Annotated in this window: 16 protein-coding genes and 2 pseudogenes; 8 read left to right on the top strand and 10 right to left on the bottom strand. The window is 68.6% G+C overall.

Features of this window, described 5'->3' with window-relative positions:
* Window positions 1-541: 541 nt before the first annotated feature.
* Window positions 542-2938 carry a Helicase associated domain protein gene (locus ACFU5O_RS29600; RefSeq protein ID WP_384245169.1) on the top strand — a complete coding sequence of 799 codons (2397 nt, stop codon included), beginning with the start codon at window positions 542-544 and terminating at the stop codon, window positions 2936-2938.
* Window positions 2939-3829: 891 nt separating this feature from the next.
* Here the strand turns inward: ACFU5O_RS29600 and ACFU5O_RS29595 are convergent.
* From ACFU5O_RS29595 to ACFU5O_RS29585, 3 genes and pseudogenes are all read right to left on the bottom strand, one after another.
* On the bottom strand, window positions 3830-4696 hold the full coding sequence (locus tag ACFU5O_RS29595) for a peptidase (RefSeq protein ID WP_384245168.1): 867 nt from the start codon (window positions 4694-4696) through the stop codon (window positions 3830-3832).
* Window positions 4697-4826: 130 nt separating this feature from the next.
* Window positions 4827-6236, bottom strand: a complete 1410-nt coding sequence (locus ACFU5O_RS29590) for a beta-propeller fold lactonase family protein (RefSeq protein WP_384245167.1) — start codon at window positions 6234-6236, stop codon at window positions 4827-4829.
* 1072 nt (window positions 6237-7308) lie between these two features.
* A pseudogene (locus tag ACFU5O_RS29585) lies at window positions 7309-7416 on the bottom strand (DUF5131 family protein); the annotation flags it as partial.
* Window positions 7417-7593: 177 nt separating this feature from the next.
* Here ACFU5O_RS29585 and ACFU5O_RS29580 point away from each other — a divergent pair.
* Window positions 7594-7716 carry a hypothetical protein gene (locus ACFU5O_RS29580; RefSeq protein WP_384245166.1) on the top strand — a complete coding sequence of 41 codons (123 nt, stop codon included), beginning with the start codon at window positions 7594-7596 and terminating at the stop codon, window positions 7714-7716.
* On the opposite strand, the gene ACFU5O_RS29575 is transcribed toward ACFU5O_RS29580, so the two are convergent.
* Genes ACFU5O_RS29575 through ACFU5O_RS29565 form a run of 3 tightly spaced genes read right to left on the bottom strand, consistent with a single transcriptional unit; the run spans window position 7697 to window position 10128 of the window.
* A complete protein-coding gene (locus ACFU5O_RS29575; RefSeq protein ID WP_384245165.1) occupies window positions 7697-8473 on the bottom strand; it encodes an ABC transporter permease in 777 nt (258 codons plus the stop codon). The two genes, ACFU5O_RS29580 and ACFU5O_RS29575, sit on opposite strands and share 20 nt — an antisense overlap.
* Window positions 8470-9432 carry an ATP-binding cassette domain-containing protein gene (locus ACFU5O_RS29570; RefSeq protein ID WP_384245164.1) on the bottom strand — a complete coding sequence of 321 codons (963 nt, stop codon included), beginning with the start codon at window positions 9430-9432 and terminating at the stop codon, window positions 8470-8472. The genes ACFU5O_RS29575 and ACFU5O_RS29570 overlap by 4 nt, the downstream gene beginning before the upstream one ends.
* Window positions 9433-9459: 27 nt before the next feature.
* Entirely contained in the window at window positions 9460-10128 is a 669-nt protein-coding gene (locus tag ACFU5O_RS29565) for a DUF4097 family beta strand repeat-containing protein (RefSeq protein WP_384245163.1), read from the bottom strand.
* Window positions 10129-10422: 294 nt separating this feature from the next.
* On the opposite strand from ACFU5O_RS29565, the pseudogene ACFU5O_RS29560 reads away from it, so the two are divergent.
* The 5 genes and pseudogenes from ACFU5O_RS29560 to ACFU5O_RS29540 all read left to right on the top strand — a co-directional run.
* A pseudogene (locus ACFU5O_RS29560) lies at window positions 10423-10679 on the top strand (MarR family transcriptional regulator); the annotation flags it as partial.
* A gap of 134 nt (window positions 10680-10813) precedes the next feature.
* Entirely contained in the window at window positions 10814-11485 is a 672-nt protein-coding gene (locus ACFU5O_RS29555; RefSeq protein ID WP_384245162.1) for an RNA polymerase sigma factor, read from the top strand.
* Window positions 11482-11712 (top strand): anti-sigma factor family protein, encoded by a 231-nt coding sequence (locus ACFU5O_RS29550; RefSeq protein ID WP_384245160.1) that lies wholly within the window; start codon window positions 11482-11484, stop codon window positions 11710-11712. The genes ACFU5O_RS29555 and ACFU5O_RS29550 overlap by 4 nt, the downstream gene beginning before the upstream one ends.
* Window positions 11713-12217: 505 nt before the next feature.
* Window positions 12218-13852: an NAD(P)/FAD-dependent oxidoreductase gene (locus ACFU5O_RS29545; RefSeq protein WP_384245159.1), complete on the top strand. Its 1635-nt coding sequence runs from the start codon at window positions 12218-12220 to the stop codon at window positions 13850-13852.
* Complete coding sequence (locus tag ACFU5O_RS29540; protein ID WP_384245158.1) at window positions 13845-15191, top strand: hypothetical protein; 1347 nt, start codon at window positions 13845-13847, stop codon at window positions 15189-15191. Before ACFU5O_RS29545 ends, ACFU5O_RS29540 begins: the two co-directional genes overlap by 8 nt.
* A gap of 83 nt (window positions 15192-15274) precedes the next feature.
* Here ACFU5O_RS29540 and ACFU5O_RS29535 read toward each other — a convergent pair whose 3' ends face one another.
* Complete coding sequence (locus tag ACFU5O_RS29535; RefSeq protein WP_384245156.1) at window positions 15275-15790, bottom strand: DM13 domain-containing protein; 516 nt, start codon at window positions 15788-15790, stop codon at window positions 15275-15277.
* A 168-nt stretch (window positions 15791-15958) separates the two neighbouring features.
* On the opposite strand from ACFU5O_RS29535, the gene ACFU5O_RS29530 reads away from it, so the two are divergent.
* Complete coding sequence (locus ACFU5O_RS29530) at window positions 15959-17128, top strand: alpha/beta fold hydrolase (RefSeq protein WP_384245155.1); 1170 nt, start codon at window positions 15959-15961, stop codon at window positions 17126-17128.
* A 147-nt stretch (window positions 17129-17275) separates the two neighbouring features.
* Here the strand turns inward: ACFU5O_RS29530 and ACFU5O_RS29525 are convergent, their stop codons facing one another.
* From ACFU5O_RS29525 to ACFU5O_RS29515, 3 genes are all read right to left on the bottom strand, one after another.
* A complete protein-coding gene (locus ACFU5O_RS29525) occupies window positions 17276-17662 on the bottom strand; it encodes a hypothetical protein (RefSeq protein WP_384245154.1) in 387 nt (128 codons plus the stop codon).
* Window positions 17663-17861: 199 nt separating this feature from the next.
* Window positions 17862-18839, bottom strand: a complete 978-nt coding sequence (locus ACFU5O_RS29520; protein ID WP_384245152.1) for a hypothetical protein — start codon at window positions 18837-18839, stop codon at window positions 17862-17864.
* Window positions 18840-19541: a flavodoxin family protein gene (locus ACFU5O_RS29515; protein ID WP_384245151.1), complete on the bottom strand. Its 702-nt coding sequence runs from the start codon at window positions 19539-19541 to the stop codon at window positions 18840-18842.
* Window positions 19542-19845 lie beyond the last annotated feature (304 nt).

The raw sequence follows: 19845 nt of genomic DNA, 5'->3' as shown, positions 1-19845 counted from the left end.
GCGGGATATGCAGCGCTGACGCGCTGCATAGTGAATGACTCCGCTAACGCTCCGTCAAATTCCCGCGCAAGCGCGGGAATTGAATTCCGCAAGCGGAATTCTAAACACAGAGCAATTCGCGCAAGCGCGAATTGCAGGGAGTCCCGCAAGCGGGACTCTGAAGGCTGGCAGCGAGGGATGTGAATCGCGTGCGGTACCGTGTAAGTCTTGGGAATCGCAGTCACTACCCCACGACGGAGGTTGCCGGACCACCCCGCCTGGGCAGTGCCGGCTCCTGCCGCAGTGACGGGCTCCGCTGCGCTCCGCCCGAACTTCTCGTTCTTGTGTCCTGTAGATCAACCCCAACAACACCTCAATGGGCCTTTATGGGAGGTGAACTGGCGAAGCATCACCTCGATGAACAACTTGCACGAGAGGTGTGCATCACTGTGATTGATTGTGTAAAGTCTGGGATCAGGCATCATCACCCTGAAGCCAGCGACGCTCCGGTACTTCGTTTCTGATTGCGCGCCATGTTCCGCGATAGGGAGAAACACGGCAAATGGTCGTGAAGCTGCGTGACCACCAGATCGAGGCCGTGAGCGCCATTGTGCGTGGTCTCGACATTCCGTCAGGCGGTATTCCTGTGAATGGCCTGCGTGGGCAGGTGCACGCCGCGTGCGGGACGGGGAAAACCATCATCGCCGCCGCGGCAGCGAAGCGGCTCGTGCCCAAGGGGCGCGTGCTTGTTCTGGTCCCAACGCTGGACTTGCTGACCCAGACGGTGAAGGCGTGGCACGCAGCCGGGCACACGGGGCCGGCGGTTGCCGTCTGCTCACTCCAGGACGATCCGGGGCTGTGGAACCTGCGGGTGCGGTGCACGACGAATCCCGTGCAGCTGGCGCTTTGGCACGGGCAGGAGCCCGTAACCATCTACGCCACGTACGCGAGCCTCGGGGTGCTGGCGGAGGCGTTCGAGGGTTTCTACGGGCAGCAGTTGGCGCCGGTGGATCTGGCGGTGGTGGACGAGGCGCACCGGACCAGCGGGTTGATGGGGAAGGCGTGGGCGGACATCCATGACCAGCAGATCATTCCGGCAGCGCGCAGGTTGTACCTGACGGCGACGCCGCGGATCTGGCAGGAGCGGCCGCCTTCCTGGGAGGTCGCCGAAGGGGTACGGGAGGCGCTGCCGGAGGAGATGGCGGCGAGCATGGACGATGAGGAGGTCTTCGGTCCTGTCCTGTTCAAGCTCTCGTTGGCGTCGGCGGTGGCGCGCGGGCTGCTGGCGCGTTACCAGATCATCGTGGTGGAGCTTCAGGACCCGGTTGTCACCCCGGAGCGGCTGCGAGGGGCTGAGCGGCGTGAGGAGGAGGTGCGCGGGCAGCGGCTCGGCGCGCTCCAGGCGGCGCTGTTGCGGACGATGGCGGAGCACCGGCTGCAGACGACCATCACCTTCCATCACCGGACGATGGAGGCTCAGGCGTACGCGGAGGGCCTGGAGCTGGTGGCCGGGAAGCTGCACGCGGACCAGCCCGAGAAGTACCCGAAGGTGATCTGGGCGGACTGGCTGTGCGGCGAGCACGTCCCGCAGCGTCGGCGGGAGGTCCTGGGCGGCTTCGCCACGACCGCGCGGCGGGCCGTGCTGTCCAACTGTCGCGTTCTCGGGGAGGGCGTGGATATCCGGGCCGTGGACTCCGTGGCCCTGCTGGATCCCAAGGGCGCGCCGCACGACATCGTCCAGGCCATCGGGCGGGCGCTGCGGCAGAAGCCCGGAGAGGGGAAACTGGCTTCTTTGATCGTGCCGGTATTCCTTCAGCCGGGCGAGCAGCCGGAGGACATGTTCACTTCCGGGTCGTACCGTCCGTTGGTGAAGGTACTGCAGGGGCTTCGGGCCCATGACGAAGAGGCCGTGGAGTTGCTGGCCATTCCGCAGGAGCCTCGGAAGAGCGTGGTGGACCCGTCCATGAGTATCGGGCCGGCGCCCGAGGAAGGTGAAGAGGAATCCCGGCTGCTGCTGCGCTTTGCCGTCCCGCGTGATCCGGTGATGGTCGCGGAGTGGGTGTCGTTCCATGTGATCGACACCGAGCGGCAGGACTGGGCGCGTGGCTACGGTGCTGCGCGTCGGTACCGCGAACGGGAGCAGCATCTGCGGGTGCCCTACGACCATAAAGAGCGCCCTGGGCCGTATCCGTTGGGGCAGTGGATCGCGGAACAGCGTCGCGTGCACAGGGCTGGGCAGCTGACCGGGAAGCGGGCCGAACGGCTCGAGGCGCTGGGCATGGTGTGGGACGCTGCCGACGCGGCGTTCGAGGAGAACCTCGCGGCCGCGCGGGTGTACTACGAACAGCACTGGACACTGTGCGCACCTGGTGCGACCGCCCTGGACCGGCCCGTCGGACAATGGCTGTCCAACTGCCGCCGCCCCGGCGCGCTGGCCGGACACCCGGAACGGGAAACCGCGCTCAAGGAGATCGACGAGGACTGGAACCCGGCGTGGCCGGCCACCTGGCAGCGCCACTACGCCGCCCTACGCGAGCTTCTGGCGGAGGAGGCCGGGCTGACCGAGTTGCTGCCCGGTATCACTGTGCACGGGATGGACATCGGCCGATGGTTGGAGCGGCAGAGGCAGCACGCGGTCTGGGCGGGGCTGGTGGAGGGGCAGCGCGAGCGGCTGGAGCAGCTCGGCATCGTGCCTGTGCTCCCGGCCGAGGAAGCGCCCGCGAAGGCTCGTAGGGGCGGTTCCGGGGGGTTCGAGCAAGGCATTGCCGCCCTCGCGCAGTACAAGACCCGCACCGGCACCGTGAAGGTTCCCAGGAGCCACGTGGAGACGCTGGAGGACGGGGCCGGGGTGCGGCTGGGGGTGTGGCTGTCCAACACCAGGACCAGGCGCGCCAAACTCACCCAGGAACAGCGGCAGGCCCTCGCCCGACTCGGACTGGACTGGGCAGGGGCGGCGTAGATGCGGACGCAGGAAGGGCAGTGGGCCGGCTAAACGGGCCGTCCGCCCTTTCGTTGTGTTGCCCTGTGTCCGGTTCGCCGGACGCGTTACGAAAGCGAGGGAGAAAGAGCTCGTCGGACAGCCTCCATGGACTGGTTCGGCTCGATGGACTCGCCGGGCTGGGTCTGGGCACGTTGGGGACGGTGGTGTCGCCGGTGAGGGCGAAGAACACGTCGTCGAGGTCGGGAGTGTGGCGAAAGCTGAGGGGCGCGGAATGATGGGCGGCGCGGCGCGGGTTCGGGGCTGCGTCCGGCGGGGAAGGCCCGGTATCGGGCCCGGGCTCAATCTTGCGGTGTGTGTTCTGTGTGCGGTTCGGTCCCCTGCACCCAGCGCTGTGCTGTGCTGTCGCGAGGTCGGCGGCAGTGCCGGCCGGGGATGTAGGTGAACCCGTCCCACTCCTCCTGGACGCGCGGGGTGCTGGGCAGGACAAGGCCGCCGCCACCATGCAGGGGCCGGAGCCGACGGCCTGATCCAGAGGCGGCCGTCGTCGGCGTTCGTACGCGGCGAGAGGGTCGTCCAGGGCGACGGCTGGGACAGCACGCGTCGGGAGGCGCGGTTCGGCGGGCCGGAGAGGTCGCGGGCTCCTTGGCGCAGCCGGCCTCTGCCGACCTGATCAGCCGCTCGTCCGGGGTCTTCGGCGGGTACTCCCGTAGGTTCTCCAGGCGGGAGATGGCGGGGATGGCGGTGGGGTAGGTCGTTGGCTCCTCCCCGTTGTTGAGCAGCGCGCGGACGGCTCCACCGGCCAGGCCCGTGCCGGGTCGCGATGGCTGCCGGGGCGGTGTACATGCATGTCGATGGCGCGGGCGGCGGTCTGATCGCCGCGTACAGCGTCCCGGTACCGACTGGCTGGGCCTACTGGCTGTTTCGCCGACGGTGTCGGATGACCGTCAGGGCGACGACAGCGGCCAGGGCAGCGGATGCGGCGGCTCCGGCGTAGAGGAGTGCGCGAGATTCGCTCTTCTCTCCGGCAAGCGTCACGCTTGTAGTGCTCGTTCGTTGCACTGTGCCGCTGCGCAGCGTCAGTGTGGCTTTCCATGGGCCATCGGGCAGGCCTGGCTTGAGGGGGACGGTGACGGTGCCTGTTCCGTTCGGGGCAAGGGTGATGCCGGAGGCTGCGTTGAAGGGGCCTGCGGTGATGCCGCCGGGGCCGTCGCGAAGACCGAGTGACCCGTTCAGGTCCACCGCTCGCCTGCCAAGGTTGCGGACGGCGGCGGTGACGCTGGGGCGGCCCTGCTTATCCCGCGTACCGGTCATCTTCTCGATCCTGAAGTCGGAGACGGGCTCTCCGCCCGGCCCGATGTCCAGGTAGATACGAACCCCGACGCGGGTGATGCCGGCGATGTTGTGCGCGGCGTCCGCTGCGGCAGCGCTCTCGGCCCATACGACGGCGTAGCGTTCTCCGGCTTGCGCGGTCCGCGGCACATTGATCGTGATCTCGGCCTTTGCCCGTGAGTGCGGGGCCAGGTTCGCTGCAGCGGGTGCGAGCCGGATCCACCGGGTCAGTTCGTTGGCTGTGCGCGCCGGGGCGAAGGAGAACCCCTGGTTCTCGATGGACGCGGCGGCCGCATACAGGTCCATGCGGCGGGGGGCGGACGATTTGTTGGAGATCTCGATCCTGCGCTTGATCGTCGTGCCTGGCTTGAGGTGGTCGACGATGTACATCTGCGCACGCGGGTCGTTGCGCCGCGCTACAGGGGCTTCGAGAAGCCGGATGCCCATGAACTCCCCCTTCTCGTCTGCCGCCGCTGCCGAGCTGATGCCGGCCGGAGCAAGCACACCCAGGGCGATCGCCGCCGCGGCGAGGGCCGCGGCGGCGATCAGAGTGAAGACCCGGTGCTGGGGCGAGGGGTTACGCCACAGAATGGGTCACCGTCCCGGTGTAGGTTCCGGCGACCGCGGCCGCAGGCACGTCGACGTCCAGGGTGGGGTTCCACGTGACAGAGTTGTTGCCGGAACCGCTCGGCTTGCTGAACGCGGTCCGGGCGGAAGCGAGGGTTCCCGCCGAGCCTGGGGTGAACGGCCCGTTGACCGGGTTGATGGCGGCTCCCGGCGTGTAGGTCACCGCGCTGCCGGTGATGGGGCTGCCGCCGGTGGTGGTGAAGGGATCGGTCAGGGAGACGGTGGATACCCAGCTGGCATCGGCCAGTGAACGCTCGTCGTTGACCGTGACCTGGCCCAGCTGGCCGGTGGCGGTTTCGCCCGGGGAGACGTCGCTCAGCGTGGCTGTCGCGGGAACGGCGACGGTCAGGCCGTCGGTGGGGCCGACCTGGAAGGTGACCACCGTGTCCCCCTGGTCCGGGGAGGCCGCCCCTCCTGTTGGGCCGCCGCCGACGGTGAGGAGGGTGGCGCTGGCCGTGTCGGTGCTGGTGTCGATCACTGACACGTTGTCGGAGCCGGTGTTCGTGACGTAAGCCTTGGCGCCATCCGCAGTGAAGAACACCCCACTCGGGCCGGTACCGATGTTGGTGGTGATGGTGGAGGAAACGGCGTCAGTGGTGGTGTTGATCACCGACACGCTGTTCGAGCCGTTGTTCACGACGTAGGCCTTGGCGCCGTTGGGAGCCACGGCCACCCCTCGGGGGGTAGTGCCGACAGAGATGGTAGAGCTGACCGTGTCGGTGGCCGTGTTGATCACCGAGACGTCGTTGGACGTGTTGTTCGTGACGTAGGCCTTGGCACCGTTGGGGGCCACGGCCACCGTGGAGGGATTCGTGCCCACGGTGACGGTGGAGCTGACCGTGTCGGTGGCGGTATCGATCACCGACACGCTGTTGCCGTTGAGGTTGGCAACGTAGGCCTTGGCACCGTCAGGGGTGACGGCCACCCCGATGGGAGTCGTGCCGACGGTGATGGTGGTGCTCACCGTGTCGGTCGCCGTGTTGATCACTGAGACGGTGCCATCGAGGGTATTGACCACGTAGGCCTTCGTACCGTCAGGAGTGACGGACACCCCCCGGGGTTCGTCGCCGACGGCGATGGTGGCGCTCACCGTATTGGAGGCAGTGTTGATCACCGACACATTGTCGGAGCCGCTGTTCGTGACATAGGCCTTGGTGCCGTTCGGGAACATCGCCACCCATGTCGGAGCCGTGCCTACGGTGATGGGCGTGCCGCTCACGGTGTCGTTCGTGGTGTTGATGACCGAGACGGTGCCGTCATCGGAATTGGCCACATAGAGAAAGTCGGAAGGGTCGGCGGCTGCAGGAGGCGCAGTCACCATGGGCAAGGCCAGAGACGCCAGCGCGATGAAACCCACCATGGCCCCTCGCCTGGCCGGTACGACCGCCCTCCTTCGCCGTCTGAACCATGTCACAAGCCGCCCGTTGGGGCGGTCACCCACTTCCGGCTGAAAAGCACGATGCCCGAGCACGGAGACCTCCGCGTCCACGAAGATTGGCGCCCGGATCCACCGTGACGCCGAGATCATCTGCGATGACTCGAAGATCACTTTATGAACGCTGCTACCGCAATATTCCTAGCTCAAATAGCGCGTGTCGCCTTCTTCATATATGAGCAATAAGTCCGCGACATGGGGGGCCGCCCGCGCTCAGCGAGAGCAGTAACAGAGATGGCTCAGGTCATGCCACTGAATGTGTCACCACACCTCGGTAGAAGCCGGACACCCCGGCGATGGGCACGTGAACGTTGAGGGTGGGGCGCCATGCGACGGAATTACTGCCGGAGCCACCCGGATGGCTGAACGCCGTGCGGAAAGCGGCAAGGGGCCCGGGGCGACCGGGAACGAACGGACCATTGAACGCATCGATCGCCACGCCGGGGCGGTACACCACCCCACCTCCAGAGATCGTCTCATGGGGCCCATGCGAACCCGTCGCGAAATCCCTGCTCACGGAGACGGTCGCCGTCCAGGCGGCATCCCGAGCGGCCCGCTCATCGATCACACGAACCTCGCCAAGCCGGCCCGACGCAGTTCCCCCCGGATGTGCACCGGACAGCACAGCCGCGCACGGCGCGGATACGTACAGGCCCCCCGGCGCAACCACCTCAAACCTCACCCAGGTGTCCGCGCTGTCTGCTGTCTCATCGGCACAGGCCTGCGCAGTACCCACCGCAGCAACCACCCCGGCCACAAGGATCACGCCCCTCGCCAGCGAAATTCCACTCCCGTTACGACTTGCCATAGAAGTACGGTATGAGGAAATAACAACTCATTCGCACTTTAAGTCATCCGATGGTGGAATCCGGCTCCCCCAAGCTGGGACTGTGGAGCAGCCTGCGGCCGGCCTTCACTACTTCCTCGCCATTGCGGCGATCCGGCCGGCATACATGCGGTACGCCTTGCGCCCGGCCGAGGTAGACCCCCCGCCGCTGGCCAGTGTCAGCGCATAGCAGTTGTCGCATCCGGCTGAGACGCGGTCACATCCCGTTGTCGGGTTCCATGTCGCCTCGGTCCACTCGATCGCGCTCCGGTCGCTCACCGGCCACTCCTTCGCACTTCAAGGCCGTATACGCCCGCGCTCACGGGATACGGCATGTCCAACGAGCCGCAGCCCTTTGTCAAGAATCGAACCTCGGTACGCCTCCTCTGGGGAAGCGCCCCTGCCCGGTCACGAGACCAGTTCCTGCTGAGTTGTCGGCAAAGGCGGGCCCGGCGGATGGCTGAGAACGCCGAGAGGGCGGCGTACGCCGACGCGGTGTCGGGGTACGCCGCCCTGGGGCGGGACGAGTTGCGGGAGGTCGCCCGCGCTGTCATGGCGGTTACTTCGGGTCGCGGTTGAACTTCGAGGTCGACCAGAAGTAGCCGAGGACCGCAAGACCCAGGCACCAGACGATGGCGAGCCACCCGTTGTGGCCGATCTCGGTGCCGAGCAGCAGGCCGCGCAGGGTTTCGATGGCGGGCGTGAACGGCTGGTACTCGGCGATCGGCCGGAACCAGCCGGGCATGGAGTCGACCGGGGTGAAGGCGCTGGACAGGAGCGGCAGCAGGATCAGCGGCATCGCGTTGTTGCTGGCGGCCTCGGCGTTGGGGCTGATCAGGCCCATGCCGACCGCGATCCAGGTGAGCGCCATGGCGAAGAGCACGAGCAGCCCGAACGCCGCCAGCCACTCCAGGGCGGTTGCGTCTGTGGAGCGGAAGCCGATGGCCACGGCGACGGCGCCCACGAGGACCACGCTCATGATCGACTGCAGCACGCTGCCGATGACATGCCCGACGAGCACCGAAGGACGGTGGATCGCCATCGTGCGGAAGCGGGCGATGATGCCCTCGGTCATGTCGTTGGAGACGGACACGGCGGTGCCGACCACGGTGGAGCCGATGGTCATGAGCAGGATGCCGGGGACGATGTAGGCGATGTAGGCGGAGCGGCCCGCGCCGCCGCTCATCGCGTCGCCGAAGATGTAGACGAACAGCAACAGCAGCATGACCGGGGTGAGCAGCAGGTTCAGGGTCAGCGACGGGTAGCGCCGCGCGTGCAGGAGGTTGCGGCGCAGCATCGTGGACGAGTCGCGCACGGCGAGGGAGAGGGTGCTCATCGGACTGTCTCCTTGGGCTGGTTGGGGACGGTGGCGTCGCCGGTGAGGGCGAAGAAGACGTCGTCGAGGTCGGGGCTGTGCACGGTCAGCTCGTCGGCCTCGATGCCGGCCGCATCCAGCCGGTCGAGGACGGAGCGCAGCTCGCGCTGGCTGCCGTCGCTGGGGATCTGCAGGGACAGTGCCTCGTCGTCCCGGGTGACCTCGCGCAGCGCGAGGGCGGCGGACCGGTACGCGGCCGGGTCGGCGAAGCGCAGCCGCACGTGTCCGCCGGGGATCAGTCGCTTGAGCTCCTCGGCGGTGCCCTGGGCGGCGATCCTGCGGTTGTTAAGCACGGCGATGCGGTCGGCGAGCTCGTCGGCCTCCTCCAGGTACTGCGTGGTGAGGAAGACGGTGACGCCGCCTGTGACCAGCTCGCGGATGATCTGCCACATGTTGTGCCGGGAGCGCGGGTCGAGGCCGGTGGTCGGTTCGTCGAGGAAGATGATCCGCGGGTTGCCGACCAGGGTCATGGCGATGTCGAGGCGGCGCTTCATGCCACCGGAGTAGGTGGAGGCGGGCTTCTTCGCGGCTTCGACCAGGTCGAAGCGCTCCAGCAGCTCGGCGGCGGTGCGCCGTCCCTCGCTGCGGGAGAGGTGGTGCAGGTCCGCCATGAGGAGCATGTTCTCCTCGCCGGTGATCAACCCGTCGACGGCGGAGAACTGGCCGGTGACGCCGATCGCGGCGCGCACGCCCTGGGGGTCGGTGGCCAGGTTGTGGCCGCCGACATGGATCGGGCCGGAGTCGGGGTCGGCGGAGATGAGGGTGGAGAGGATCTTCACGGCGGTGGTCTTGCCGGCGCCGTTCGGGCCGAGCAGAGCGAAGATCGTTCCTTCGGGGACGGCCAGGTCGACGCCGTCGAGCACGACCTTGTCGCCGTAGGACTTGCGCAGCCCGTTCGCCGCGATGGCCAAGTCGGTCATGGTGGGAGCTCCTTCAGAGGCTGCGGGTCAGAGGCTGCGGGCGGTGATGTCGCCGTAGGCGGTGGTCGCGTGGATGTTCAGGCCGGCGGCGCCGTCGGTGTTCTTCAGCGCGTTGTGGATCCGGCCGTAGGAGGTGCCGGCGTCCAGACAGGCGGAGACTCCGCGGGCGGCGCCGACCGAGATCTCGCCGGACTCGGTGCGCAGTTCGACCGTGCCGCGCACGGCCTCGGCGATGTGGATGTCGCCCTTCTGGGTGCTGATCTCCGCGGGGCCGCCCAGGCGGCCGACCGAGGTGTCACCGGCGAGGAGGGTGAGGCGGGCGCTCGCAGCCTCGTCGAGCTTGACCGAGCCCTGCGCGCCCTCGAAGGCGACGTCGCCGAGCCGTCCGACGCCCCGGAGTTCGGCGCCGGCCGCCTTCGCCTCGACGTGGGAGCCGGCGGGCAGCTGGATGGTCACCTCGATGGATCCGGAGGGGCCGAGGAGCCGGTTCTTCGCGGATGAGGCCTCGATCCGCAGGACGCCGTCGCCGTATTCGACCGTGGTCTGCTCCGACGCCTTCACGTCGCGGCCCTTCGAGGCGTCCGCGGGCAGGACCTCGACCGTGGTGTCGGCCCGGTCGGCGGCGATGAGCCGGATGTGTCCCGCGGGGATGTCGAGGACGACCGAGACCGGGGCGGGGGTGTCGAACTTCTGCATCGTGCTCTCCTTCGAGCCGTTGTTTCTGATGCAGGAAACGCTACGTTGCATTCAGAGATCCAGCAACATACTCGTTGCACGCAATCACCATTTACCCAGGTGAAGGCTACGAAATCGTTGCCATGGCTGTGATTCTAATGCAACGACAGCCGTCCAATCGTTGCAATGGATTGAGAGTGAACGCTATGACGGAGGCATCAAGGAAGCACGAAGGGAGATCGCGATGCCGGGAGGCAGGCTCACCCGCAGGAACGCCAGCAGATCGCGCCGGGGCCGGCCGACGGGCTCGCCTACGCGGGCAGCCTCACCGCGTCCGAACTCCTCCAGCACCTCCAGGTCAGCCCGGCGTCCGTCAGCAAGGCGATCGCGTTCCTCGAAGGTCAGGGCCTCATCCGCCGGGAACGCGACGAAGCCGCCGCGAGCGCTACTTCGTCGACGACGACGTCTGGTACCAGCCGACGATCGCCAGCGCCCGCGGCATCGCCCAGGTCGCCGGGACTCCACGGCAGGGCGTCGGCATCCTCAGCCGCGACACCCCGACCACCACCCGCGCGGTTACGGCCAAGAAGTCGACGGCTGTGAATGTCCTTACCGGGACATGAACAAAGGCACCCGCAGACGATCTCACTCACTGAGCTGCCCTAAGCTGACCTCCCAGTTGACGGCCGACAAGGGGGAAAGACGAATGGCGGGGGTACGCGAACTGCCGCCGGACGAGATCCTGGTCGAGCGGCTGCGTGACGGTGACGAGGAGACCTTCACCCTGGTGCTGGACACCTGGTCGGGTGGCATGCTCCGGCTGGCCATGTCGTTCGTGTCGACCAAGGCCACCGCGGAGGAGGCCGTCCAGGACACCTGGCTGGCGGTCATCAGGGGGATCAGCGACTTCGAGGGCCGTTCATCCCTGAAGACATGGGTGTACCGGATCCTGGTCAACACGGCCAAGGCACGCGGCGCAAAGGAGAGCAGGACCGTTCCCTTCGCCAGCCTGCTGCCGGAGGAGGAGGGGCCGACGGTGGACGCCTCGCGGTTCCGCGCCCCCGGCGAGCAATACGCCGGACACTGGGCCGTCGGGCAGGAACCGCGTCCCTGGCACGTTCCCGAGGACCACGTGCTGCGCGGCGAGGTCCGCGAGGTGATCGCCGACGCGCTCGACGAACTCCCGCCCCGGCTCCGCACGGTGATCACGCTTCGCGATGTCGCAGGATACGGCTCGGAGGAAGTGTGTTCCCTGCTGGAGATCTCGCCCGGAAACCAACGCGTCCTCCTCCATCGGGCCAGGGCCTTCATGCGCCGTAAGCTGGAGGACTACTTGTCCGGTGCCCATGACGTCGCAGGCGGGAGGGGACGACCGTGAACTGCATCGACTTCGTCGAGTTGGTGACCGAGTTCCTCGAGGGCGCCCTGTCCAACGAGGACGAGAGGCACTTCATCGAGCACCTGGCGGAATGCCCCGGGTGCGAGAGCTACCTCGATCACTTCCGTCGGACGATCGCCACGACGGGCGAGCTGACCCCGGACAACATCTCACCGGACGCCAGGCAGCAGCTGCTCTCCGCCTTCAGGGACTGGCAGCAGCGTTGATCCTCTGCATCAAGTAGGGCCTGTACGGCGGCCCGAGCAGGAGCCGATCGCCCTCGGACGGGGACCGATGTCCGATCCGATCCCGAGCTGATCGCGATCGACCGGCCGGCACCACACGCAGGACCCCAAGGGCTCAACTCGCCACGCCCGCAGGAGTCCGCTGCTGCGCCACCACCTCGCCTTCACCACGCCTGCCCTCCGGCCCGTCCCCCTCATCGCCGATCGTCCAGGGCGTGCCGCCGCTCCATGTGGGCGGTGTGGGGCCGCGACAAGCCGCCCGTCCTCGGGCATGACGGCCCGCCGGCGCAGGCCTGCCGGCCGGACATCCACGCCCTCTACGGGCGCCTCCCGTCCTCGCCGCCGCGGTTGCGCCCGGGGAACTTGTAACGCTCCTGGGGCGCGCCCGCACTGAACGTCCGAAACGGGCGCTGGAGCCCCCACACATCTGGCATGGCCTTCGCCCTCCTCCCCCTGGGCGGAGGCCATGCGACTACCGGAGACATCCATGACTTGGCTCAGAAGACTCTTGTTCGGCATCATCGCCGGACTGCCCGGTGGCGCGATCGTGGCGGTCGTGACGAACCCGCCGTGGATCCCGTGGGCTGCGCACACGGTGGTGCTGGGAGCCGTGCTCGGCCTCCTGTTCGGCGAGCACAGGCAGAGCAACGGCTCGGCTTTCTCCGTCGGTCTGCTCATCGGCCTGCTCGACTGGGTGACCTGGACACTCACCCTCGCTCCCGCGCTGGAGGGGAAGTCGCCGTCATGGACGATCGCGGTGGCCGTGTCGCGCTTCCCCGAGCTCGTCGGCGCCGCCCTGTCCGGCACGATCGCCGGGCTCGCCTTCCACGCCCTTTCTGCCTGGCGCCCGCCCCGTCCGGCGCCCCGGCGCACCAAGCCCCATGTGGTGGTCGTCGGTGGTGGTTTCGGCGGGGTGGGGGCCGCGCGCGAACTGGACCGGCGCATCGCCCGCGGGCTCGACGCCCACGTGACGCTGATAAGCGACTCGAACTTCCTGCTGTTCACGCCGCTGCTGGTCGGCGTCGCCTCGAGCACGGTGGAGGCCAGGCACGTGAGCGCCCCGGTCCGTGCCGGCCTCAACCATGCCTCCTTCCTGCACGGGCGGGTCGTCTCGATCGACACCCAGACGCGCAATGCGTACGTCTCCGCCGGCAAGGAGGGGATGCTCCGCGTGCCGTACCACCAACTGGTCCTGGCAGTCGGCGCGGTGCCGCACTTCTTCGACCTGCCGGGAGTGGGCGAGCACGCCTTCCCGATGAAGTCCGTCGAGGACGCCACCAGGCTGCGCAACCAGGTGCTGGGCGCGCTGGAGCGGGCCGATCTCGAGCCCGACCCGGCCGAGCAGGCCAGGCTGCTGACGTTCGTGGTGGCAGGCGGCGGATTCGCCGGGACGGAACTGGTGGCCGAACTCTTCGACCTGGTGCACGACGTGCTCCACTTCTATCCCCGTCTGCACGGGCTGCGGCCCAGATTCGTGATCGTGCACGCGGGTGAGCGGCTGCTGCCGGAGCTGTCGCCGAAGCTCGGCCTCTACGCACAGCGCAAGCTCGGCAAACGCGGCATCGAGTTCCGCCTCGGCGCGCGCGTGGCCAAGGCCACCGCCGAGGACATCACGCTCGACTCCGGCGAGACCATCACCACCCGCACCCTTGCCTGGACGGCCGGCAACCGGCCGAATCCGCTGGTCCAGCAGGTCACGCAGGCGCCTCTCGCAGTGGATCCCACCATGCAGGTCCCGGGTGTTCCCGGCCTGTGGGCGCTGGGCGACTGCGCGAGGATCCCCGACCCGGCGGGCGGGGTCTACCCGCCGACCGCGCAGCACGCGATCCGTGAAGGCAAGGCGGCGGCGGGGAACATCGCCGCGGTCCTCGGCGGACGCCGTCCCGTCCCGTTCCGCTTCGGCGGGCTCGGCGTGCTGGTCTCGCTCGGGCACCGCACGGCGGCCGGCGAGATCGGCGGGCGGCAGGTCTCCGGTCTCCTCGCCTGGGTCCTGTGGCGCTCGGTCTACCTGAGCAAACTGCCCAGTGTGGAGAAACGGCTGCGCGTGCTCGCCGACTGGACCCTCGACCTGGTCTTCCCCAGGGACATCACCCTCTCGACCAAGGATGACCGTCATGCGTAACGCTGGATTCGGAGCACTCGCCGGCCTCGCAGGAGGGCTGGTCTTCGGCGAGGTGATGGTGCTGATCGGGTTCCTGCCCACCGTCGCCGCGATCGTCAGAACCGACTCGCCCGTCGCGGGCTTCGCCGTCCACATGCTGATCGCGGCGGTCATCGGGAGCATCTTCGGCGTGCTCGTGGCGCGGCAGCGCGAGCTGCTGTTCTGGGGACTCGCGTACGGCGTGCTGTGGTGGTTCCTCGGGCCGTTGACGCTGCTGCCGATCCTGCTGGGCAGGCCGGTGGCCTGGGACGTGGCAACGGCGCAGGCGCTGATCCCCAGCCTGCTCGGTCACCTGGCCTACGGAGCGGTCACGGCCGCCGTCCTCGCCCTGCTGTCGCGCAGGGAGCGGCAGCTCAGGCCCGGCCTGCTGGTGCGCGCTTCGGCCGCCGGGCTGCTCGCCGCCGCCGCGGTGGTCGGGCCCGGCTGGAACACGCTGATCGTCGGAGTGCTGGTCGGCGCGTCCTACGCCGTGGTCTTCGGCGACCCCGACGAGGGCACCGGCCCTGCCCTGATCCGCGGCACCGCCTTCGGCTTCGCCTGGTGGGTGCTCGCGGCGGTGACCATCTCGCCGCTGCTGGACGGCCGCGGGCTGGCGTGGGCTCCGGCCGCGGTGCGCGCCGCGGTGGCATCGCTGCCCGGCTATCTGCTGCTCGGCGCCGGTACGGCCCTGCTCACCTGCTGGCTGGGCGGCATGTCGCGGGCGGTGTTCTCCGACGACCTACGGCACGCCTTGGAGGGACGCCTCGCCGACGGGCGCGTGATCTCGATCTGGCACGGCGTCATCGCCGGGCTGACCGGCGGCGCGATCTTCACCGGTGTCATGGTCGCCGTGGGATTCCTGCCGGTCGTCGCCGCCCTGATCGGCTCGCAGTCCGCGGTCGTGGGAATCGTCATCCACCTGCTGATCTCCCAGGTCGTCGGCGTCACTTACGCGGTCTTCTTCCGCCGCCGCAGCTTCGATGCGGCCTCCGGGATCGGCTGGGGTGTGTCCTACGGCTTCCTCTGGTGGGTCCTGGGCAACCTGACGCTGCTTCCCCTGCTGCTCGGTACAACACGCCAGTGGAGCGCCGCCGCGCTGGCCGTGTCCTTCCCCTCCCTCGTCGGCCACCTCGCCTATGGCGCCGTTCTCGGCCTGGTGTACCAGCGGCTGGAGGAGCGGGTCAGCCCCTGGCACCTGACCCGCAGTGAGGCGACCGCGGTCCGGGCGGCCGCGCGTCACGAGCAGACGCTGAGCGCGGCACCCGCGCTGTGGAGCCTGATCACCTGCGTGGCCCTGCTCATCCCCGTCCTCGTGTCCTAGAAGGACGGGCGGACAGGACCTGGAAAGCCGTGGAGCGGGTGGCGACGCCACCCGCTCCGGTTCTCCTGCGCGACCCGGTTCCGTCAGGCGCGCTGCTGCAGCTCGGCCGCGCCGAACGACACGCTGAAGCGCTCACACCAGATCGTCACCGTGGAGAACCTGTTCAGGTCGGTGCCTGCCGGGATCGCGTAGTTCTGGTTGCCCTCGTTGCCCTTGAGGGCGCCGAGGTCGACGTGCTTGCCGTCGTCGAGGTTGCCGCCGCCGTCCTGCTTGACCGGCTGGTCGCTGAGCCACACGTGCAGGGCCGGGCCGTCGGAGGTGCGCAGGTTCGTCAGGCGCAGCGCCGCCTTCCCGTCCTCGAGCTGCTGGATCTCCACCGAGCCGCTGGTCCCGTGCTCGTGGGAGATGAAAGCACCGGTCGCCAACTGCTTGGCCGCGGCCCCCTGCTGGTCGGTGGCCACGGGAGCCGCCTCATCCACGCGGACCGAGGTGAACAGCCGCCAGGGCTGGAAGAGGTAGAGCCCGACGGCCGCCGCGACGACGACCACCACGGTGGTGATCCAGAGGACAGGGCGCTTGGTTCGGCTGGTTCGGCACATGAGGATTTTCCGTTCCTTCGGGGTGTTCACGCCGGACCGGTGGCCGGACGTGGCGCCGAGACACATGTTCGGCGATGGCCTCGACGTCTTGGCCACATCGCACTCAGAGACGGAAAGAGCGGCGAACGTTACACGTAACGTCCGGCGCCCTTCATCGCACTGAGCCGCATGAACAACAGAGAAGTTCTCTTCCCGGGCTCCAGTGGGGAACCGCTGGCCGGCCGCCTGGAGTTGCCCGCCGGGCCGGTTGTGGCGACGGCCCTGTTCGCCCATTGCTTCACCTGCGGCAAGGACTCGGTCGCCGCCTCAAGGATCTCCCGTGAGCTGGCGGCGCGCGGCGTGGCCGTCCTTCGCTTCGACTTCACCGGTCTCGGCCGGTCGGGCGGCGACTTCGCCGACACCACCTTCACCTCCGACGTCGCCGACCTGGTGTGCGCGGCGGAGTACCTGCGCGACACGATCGGGGCGCCGAGCATCCTCATCGGCCACTCCCTGGGTGGCGCTGCCGTCCTGGCAGCAGCCAACCCGATCCCTGAGGCCAAGGCCGTCGTCACCATCGGCGCGCCGGCCGACACCGCTCACGTCGAGCACCTGCTCGGCTCCTCGCGAGCCGAGATCGAGGCGCACGGCGTGGCCGAGGTGGTGCTTGCCGGCCGGCCCTTGCGGATCAGCAAGGAGTTTCTCACCGACATCAGGCGGCAGAACCAGCAGGAGCGCATCGCCGGGCTGGGCCGTGCTCTGCTGGTCATGCACTCACCGCAGGATGAACTGGTGGGTGTGGAGAACGCCAGGCTCATTTACGACGCGGCACGCCACCCCAAGTCCTTCGTCTCCCTGGACGGCGCCGACCACCTGCTCACCGGTCAGGCGGACGCCGCCTACGTGGCCGAGGTCCTCGCGGCGTGGGTCAGCCGCTACCTCGACGTCCCGGACGTCCCGCAGGACGCGGGCGGCGAGCCGGGAGTGGTCACGGTGACGGAGACCGGCACGGGGAAGTTCCAGCAGTCGGTCACATCGGGCCGGCACCGGCTGATCGCCGACGAACCCCGTTCCTTCGGCGGCGCCGACACCGGGCCGGGCCCTTTCGACCTGCTCCTGGCCGGACTCGGCGCCTGTACGTCGATGACGGTCCGCATGTACGCCGACTCCAAGCAACTGCCGCTTGAACAGGTCACGGTGTCGCTGCGGATGAAGGGCAAGGACACGATCCTCAAGGACCTCGTGCTCAGCGGCGACCTGACCGCCGAGCAGCGGCAGAAGCTGCACGAAACAGCCGACAGGTGCCCGGTCCACCGTACGCTGACCGGTGACCTGACGATCGAGACGTCGACCGGGTGAGATCCCCCGAGCAGCCGCCGTCGGTTGCTCGGGAACCAGCCGACTCCGCCGCGATCACCTCGACGGGTACGGCGCACGGCAGCCCACGCACGGGGCAGGCGGAGGCCCGGCCCGGGCGAGCAGCCCCGAGCCGGGCCCGAACTTCACCTACCGCCAGCTCCAGTTGACGGCTCCATAGCTTCCCCGGGTGGTGATGTCGATGCCCCGGTTCTTGTGGTCGTAGCTGAACCCGGCGAAAACGTAGCTGCGGCCGCCCGGCCACTGGTTCCCCTGGACCGCGTAGAGCTTGACCACCTCGGTGGTGGCTCCGAGCAGACGCACGTCTTGGCACTTGCCCTTCAGCACGCGGAACGCGTAGCCGCCCTGAGTCGGCAACTCCACCACGGTGTCGTAGTTGCTGCCGTAGTTGCAGAGACGGAACAGACCGGGGGTGCCTGCCTGGGCGGACGCGGCCGGGACGAGGGCGGCGGTCGCCGCGATCACGGTGGAGGCCGCGATCCGCGCGGACCACTTCTTGAGCGTGTTCTTCTGCATCGTCTTCCTTTGTCGTCATCAACTGTCGAATCAGCGCTGATGCGTTGGACCGCACGTCGGCTCCTGAGCCGGTGGTTCTCCGAGATGAGCCGCACCCGTGCGGGATTGCCGTCACCGCACGGGTGCGGTGATCACGCGGCGCCGTCACGCCGGCTGTAGGTCCTGACCGGAACGCCGCAATCAGGCGGGCCGACGACCGTCAGCACTTCTCAGCGGGCCGCTGCTGCTCGGGCTCGGCACAGTGCGCGGGCTCGGCGGAGTGCGCAGGCTCGGCGGAGTGCGCGGCCCTCGCGCGGCGCAGCTCATCGGCCTCGTCACGGACGGCGTCGAGCCTGACCTCGAGCATGCCGACACGCTCGCGGTAGCGCTCCAGCTCAGCCCGGACGAATTCGGCGTCCGCCACCTGGCGGGCGGTCTCCTCACGGATCGCGGCGGTCTCCTCGGCGAGCTTCTGCTCCCCGGCTTCGAGCTGTACGACGGCCAGCTCCGCCGCCTCCTCAGCGAGCACGGCGCGCTGCTCGGCGGCCAGGATGCGCTGAGCGGCGGCGCGGGTGACGGTCTCGATCCGGGCTTCGGCCGCCGCCGAGTCCGTGATGATCGCCAGTTCCTCGATGTAGGCGGGCAGGTCCGTGGTGAGCTGGCTGACGTGGGTGGCGAGTTGGTTGATGAGCGTGACGAGGGCGTCGCGTGACTGGGCGGCAGGGCCGGCGTCCGCGACCGGCATTTCCATCATCGCCGTCATCTCGTGATGCACGGCTTTTGCCGTCGCCGTCTCGGACGCGTCGGCGGTGGGGACCTGTCCGGCCTCCTGGGACACCACTTCAGCGCCAGGGACCTGCTCGATCGCACTGTGCGCCGCAGCGGCGGCAGAGTCCTGCCCGGGGGCGGCGGGCGATGACTGCTCGCCGGCCGGCGCCTGGGCTCCCGTCGTATCCTCCTTGGCCGCCTTCTTCGCCTCGGATGCCGCGCGCTTGTCCTCCTTGCGCTGCTGCCGCTTGGCGCGGAACTTCCTGAAGGCGCCGAGCGCGTTGTGCTCGGGGTGCTGGCAATAGCGGTGCGTCGCCGTACCCTGCGCGTCGGGTGCGGCCGGCTCGGGCGGATTGGTGCAGCCCGGGTAGGCGCACGTGGGAACGGTCTCGACGGTCTCGACGGTCATTTTCAGCCTTTCGTTGTTCACTTAGCGATATTCCGGATTCTCGAAGTCGAATCGGCATCCGGCGTCCCACTGCGACCGCTGGTTCCCGTGCGCCGGAATGCCACCGGCGTCCTTGAGCAGCCGGGCCAGATGCAGCAGGTTCCACGTCATGAACGTGGTGTTCCTGTTGGTGAAGTCGTTGGTGGGACCGCCGGAGCCCGGATCGAGATAGGACGGGCCGGGCCCGGCCTCTCCGATCCAGCCCGCGTCCGCCTGCGGCGGGATCGTGTATCCCAGGTGCTGCAGGCTGTACAGGACGTTCATGGCGCAATGCTTGACGCCGTCCTCGTTGCCGGTGATCAGGCAGCCGCCCACACGCCCGTAGTAGGCGTACTGACCGGCGTCGTTGAGCAGGCCCGAGCAGGCGTAGAGCCGCTCGATGACCAGCTTGGTGACCGAGCTGTTGTCACCCAGCCAGATCGGCCCGGCGATGACGAGGATGTCGGCGGCCATCACCCGCTGGTGGATCGACGGCCACGCGTCGCGTTCCCAGCCGTGCTCGGTCATGTCCGGCCACACCCCGGTGGCGATCTCATGATCGATCGGCCTCAGGTGTTCGACCTGGACGCCCTGCTTCTCCATGATCCGCGAGCTGAGGTCGATCAGGCCCTGCGTGTGGCTCCGCTCCGGGCCCTTCTTCAGCGTGCAGTTGAGGAACAGCGCACGCAGGTCGTCATGGCTCATACCCCTCAGTGCGGCCGCGGCGCCGAACGTTACAAGTGATCCTCGAACCGATGACGCCCGCGACGGCCGAGTCGGGCACCGCCCCGCGCTTGCCGTCGCCGGCCGCATGCGCCGCTCTCAGCGACGCGCCCGCCCTTGTGCGCCTCGGCCACCCCGCCGAATGCCGTACACGGCCGACGAACACAGCAGTGGGCGCCGCGGCGCAACCTTGTTCCATGGGGCGGCTGTTGACGTGGCACCGGCATGTGGTTCCCCCGATCGGTGTGGCCGCTGTGGTGGCCGGTGTCTGTCTGTGGGTCGCCAA

The organism is Streptomyces sp. NPDC057445 (assembly GCF_042802855.1).
Lineage (GTDB): Bacteria > Actinomycetota > Actinomycetes > Streptomycetales > Streptomycetaceae > Streptomyces.
The sequence above is the reverse complement of the archived record's forward strand: the minus strand, read 5'-3'. Positions and strand labels throughout refer to the sequence as shown.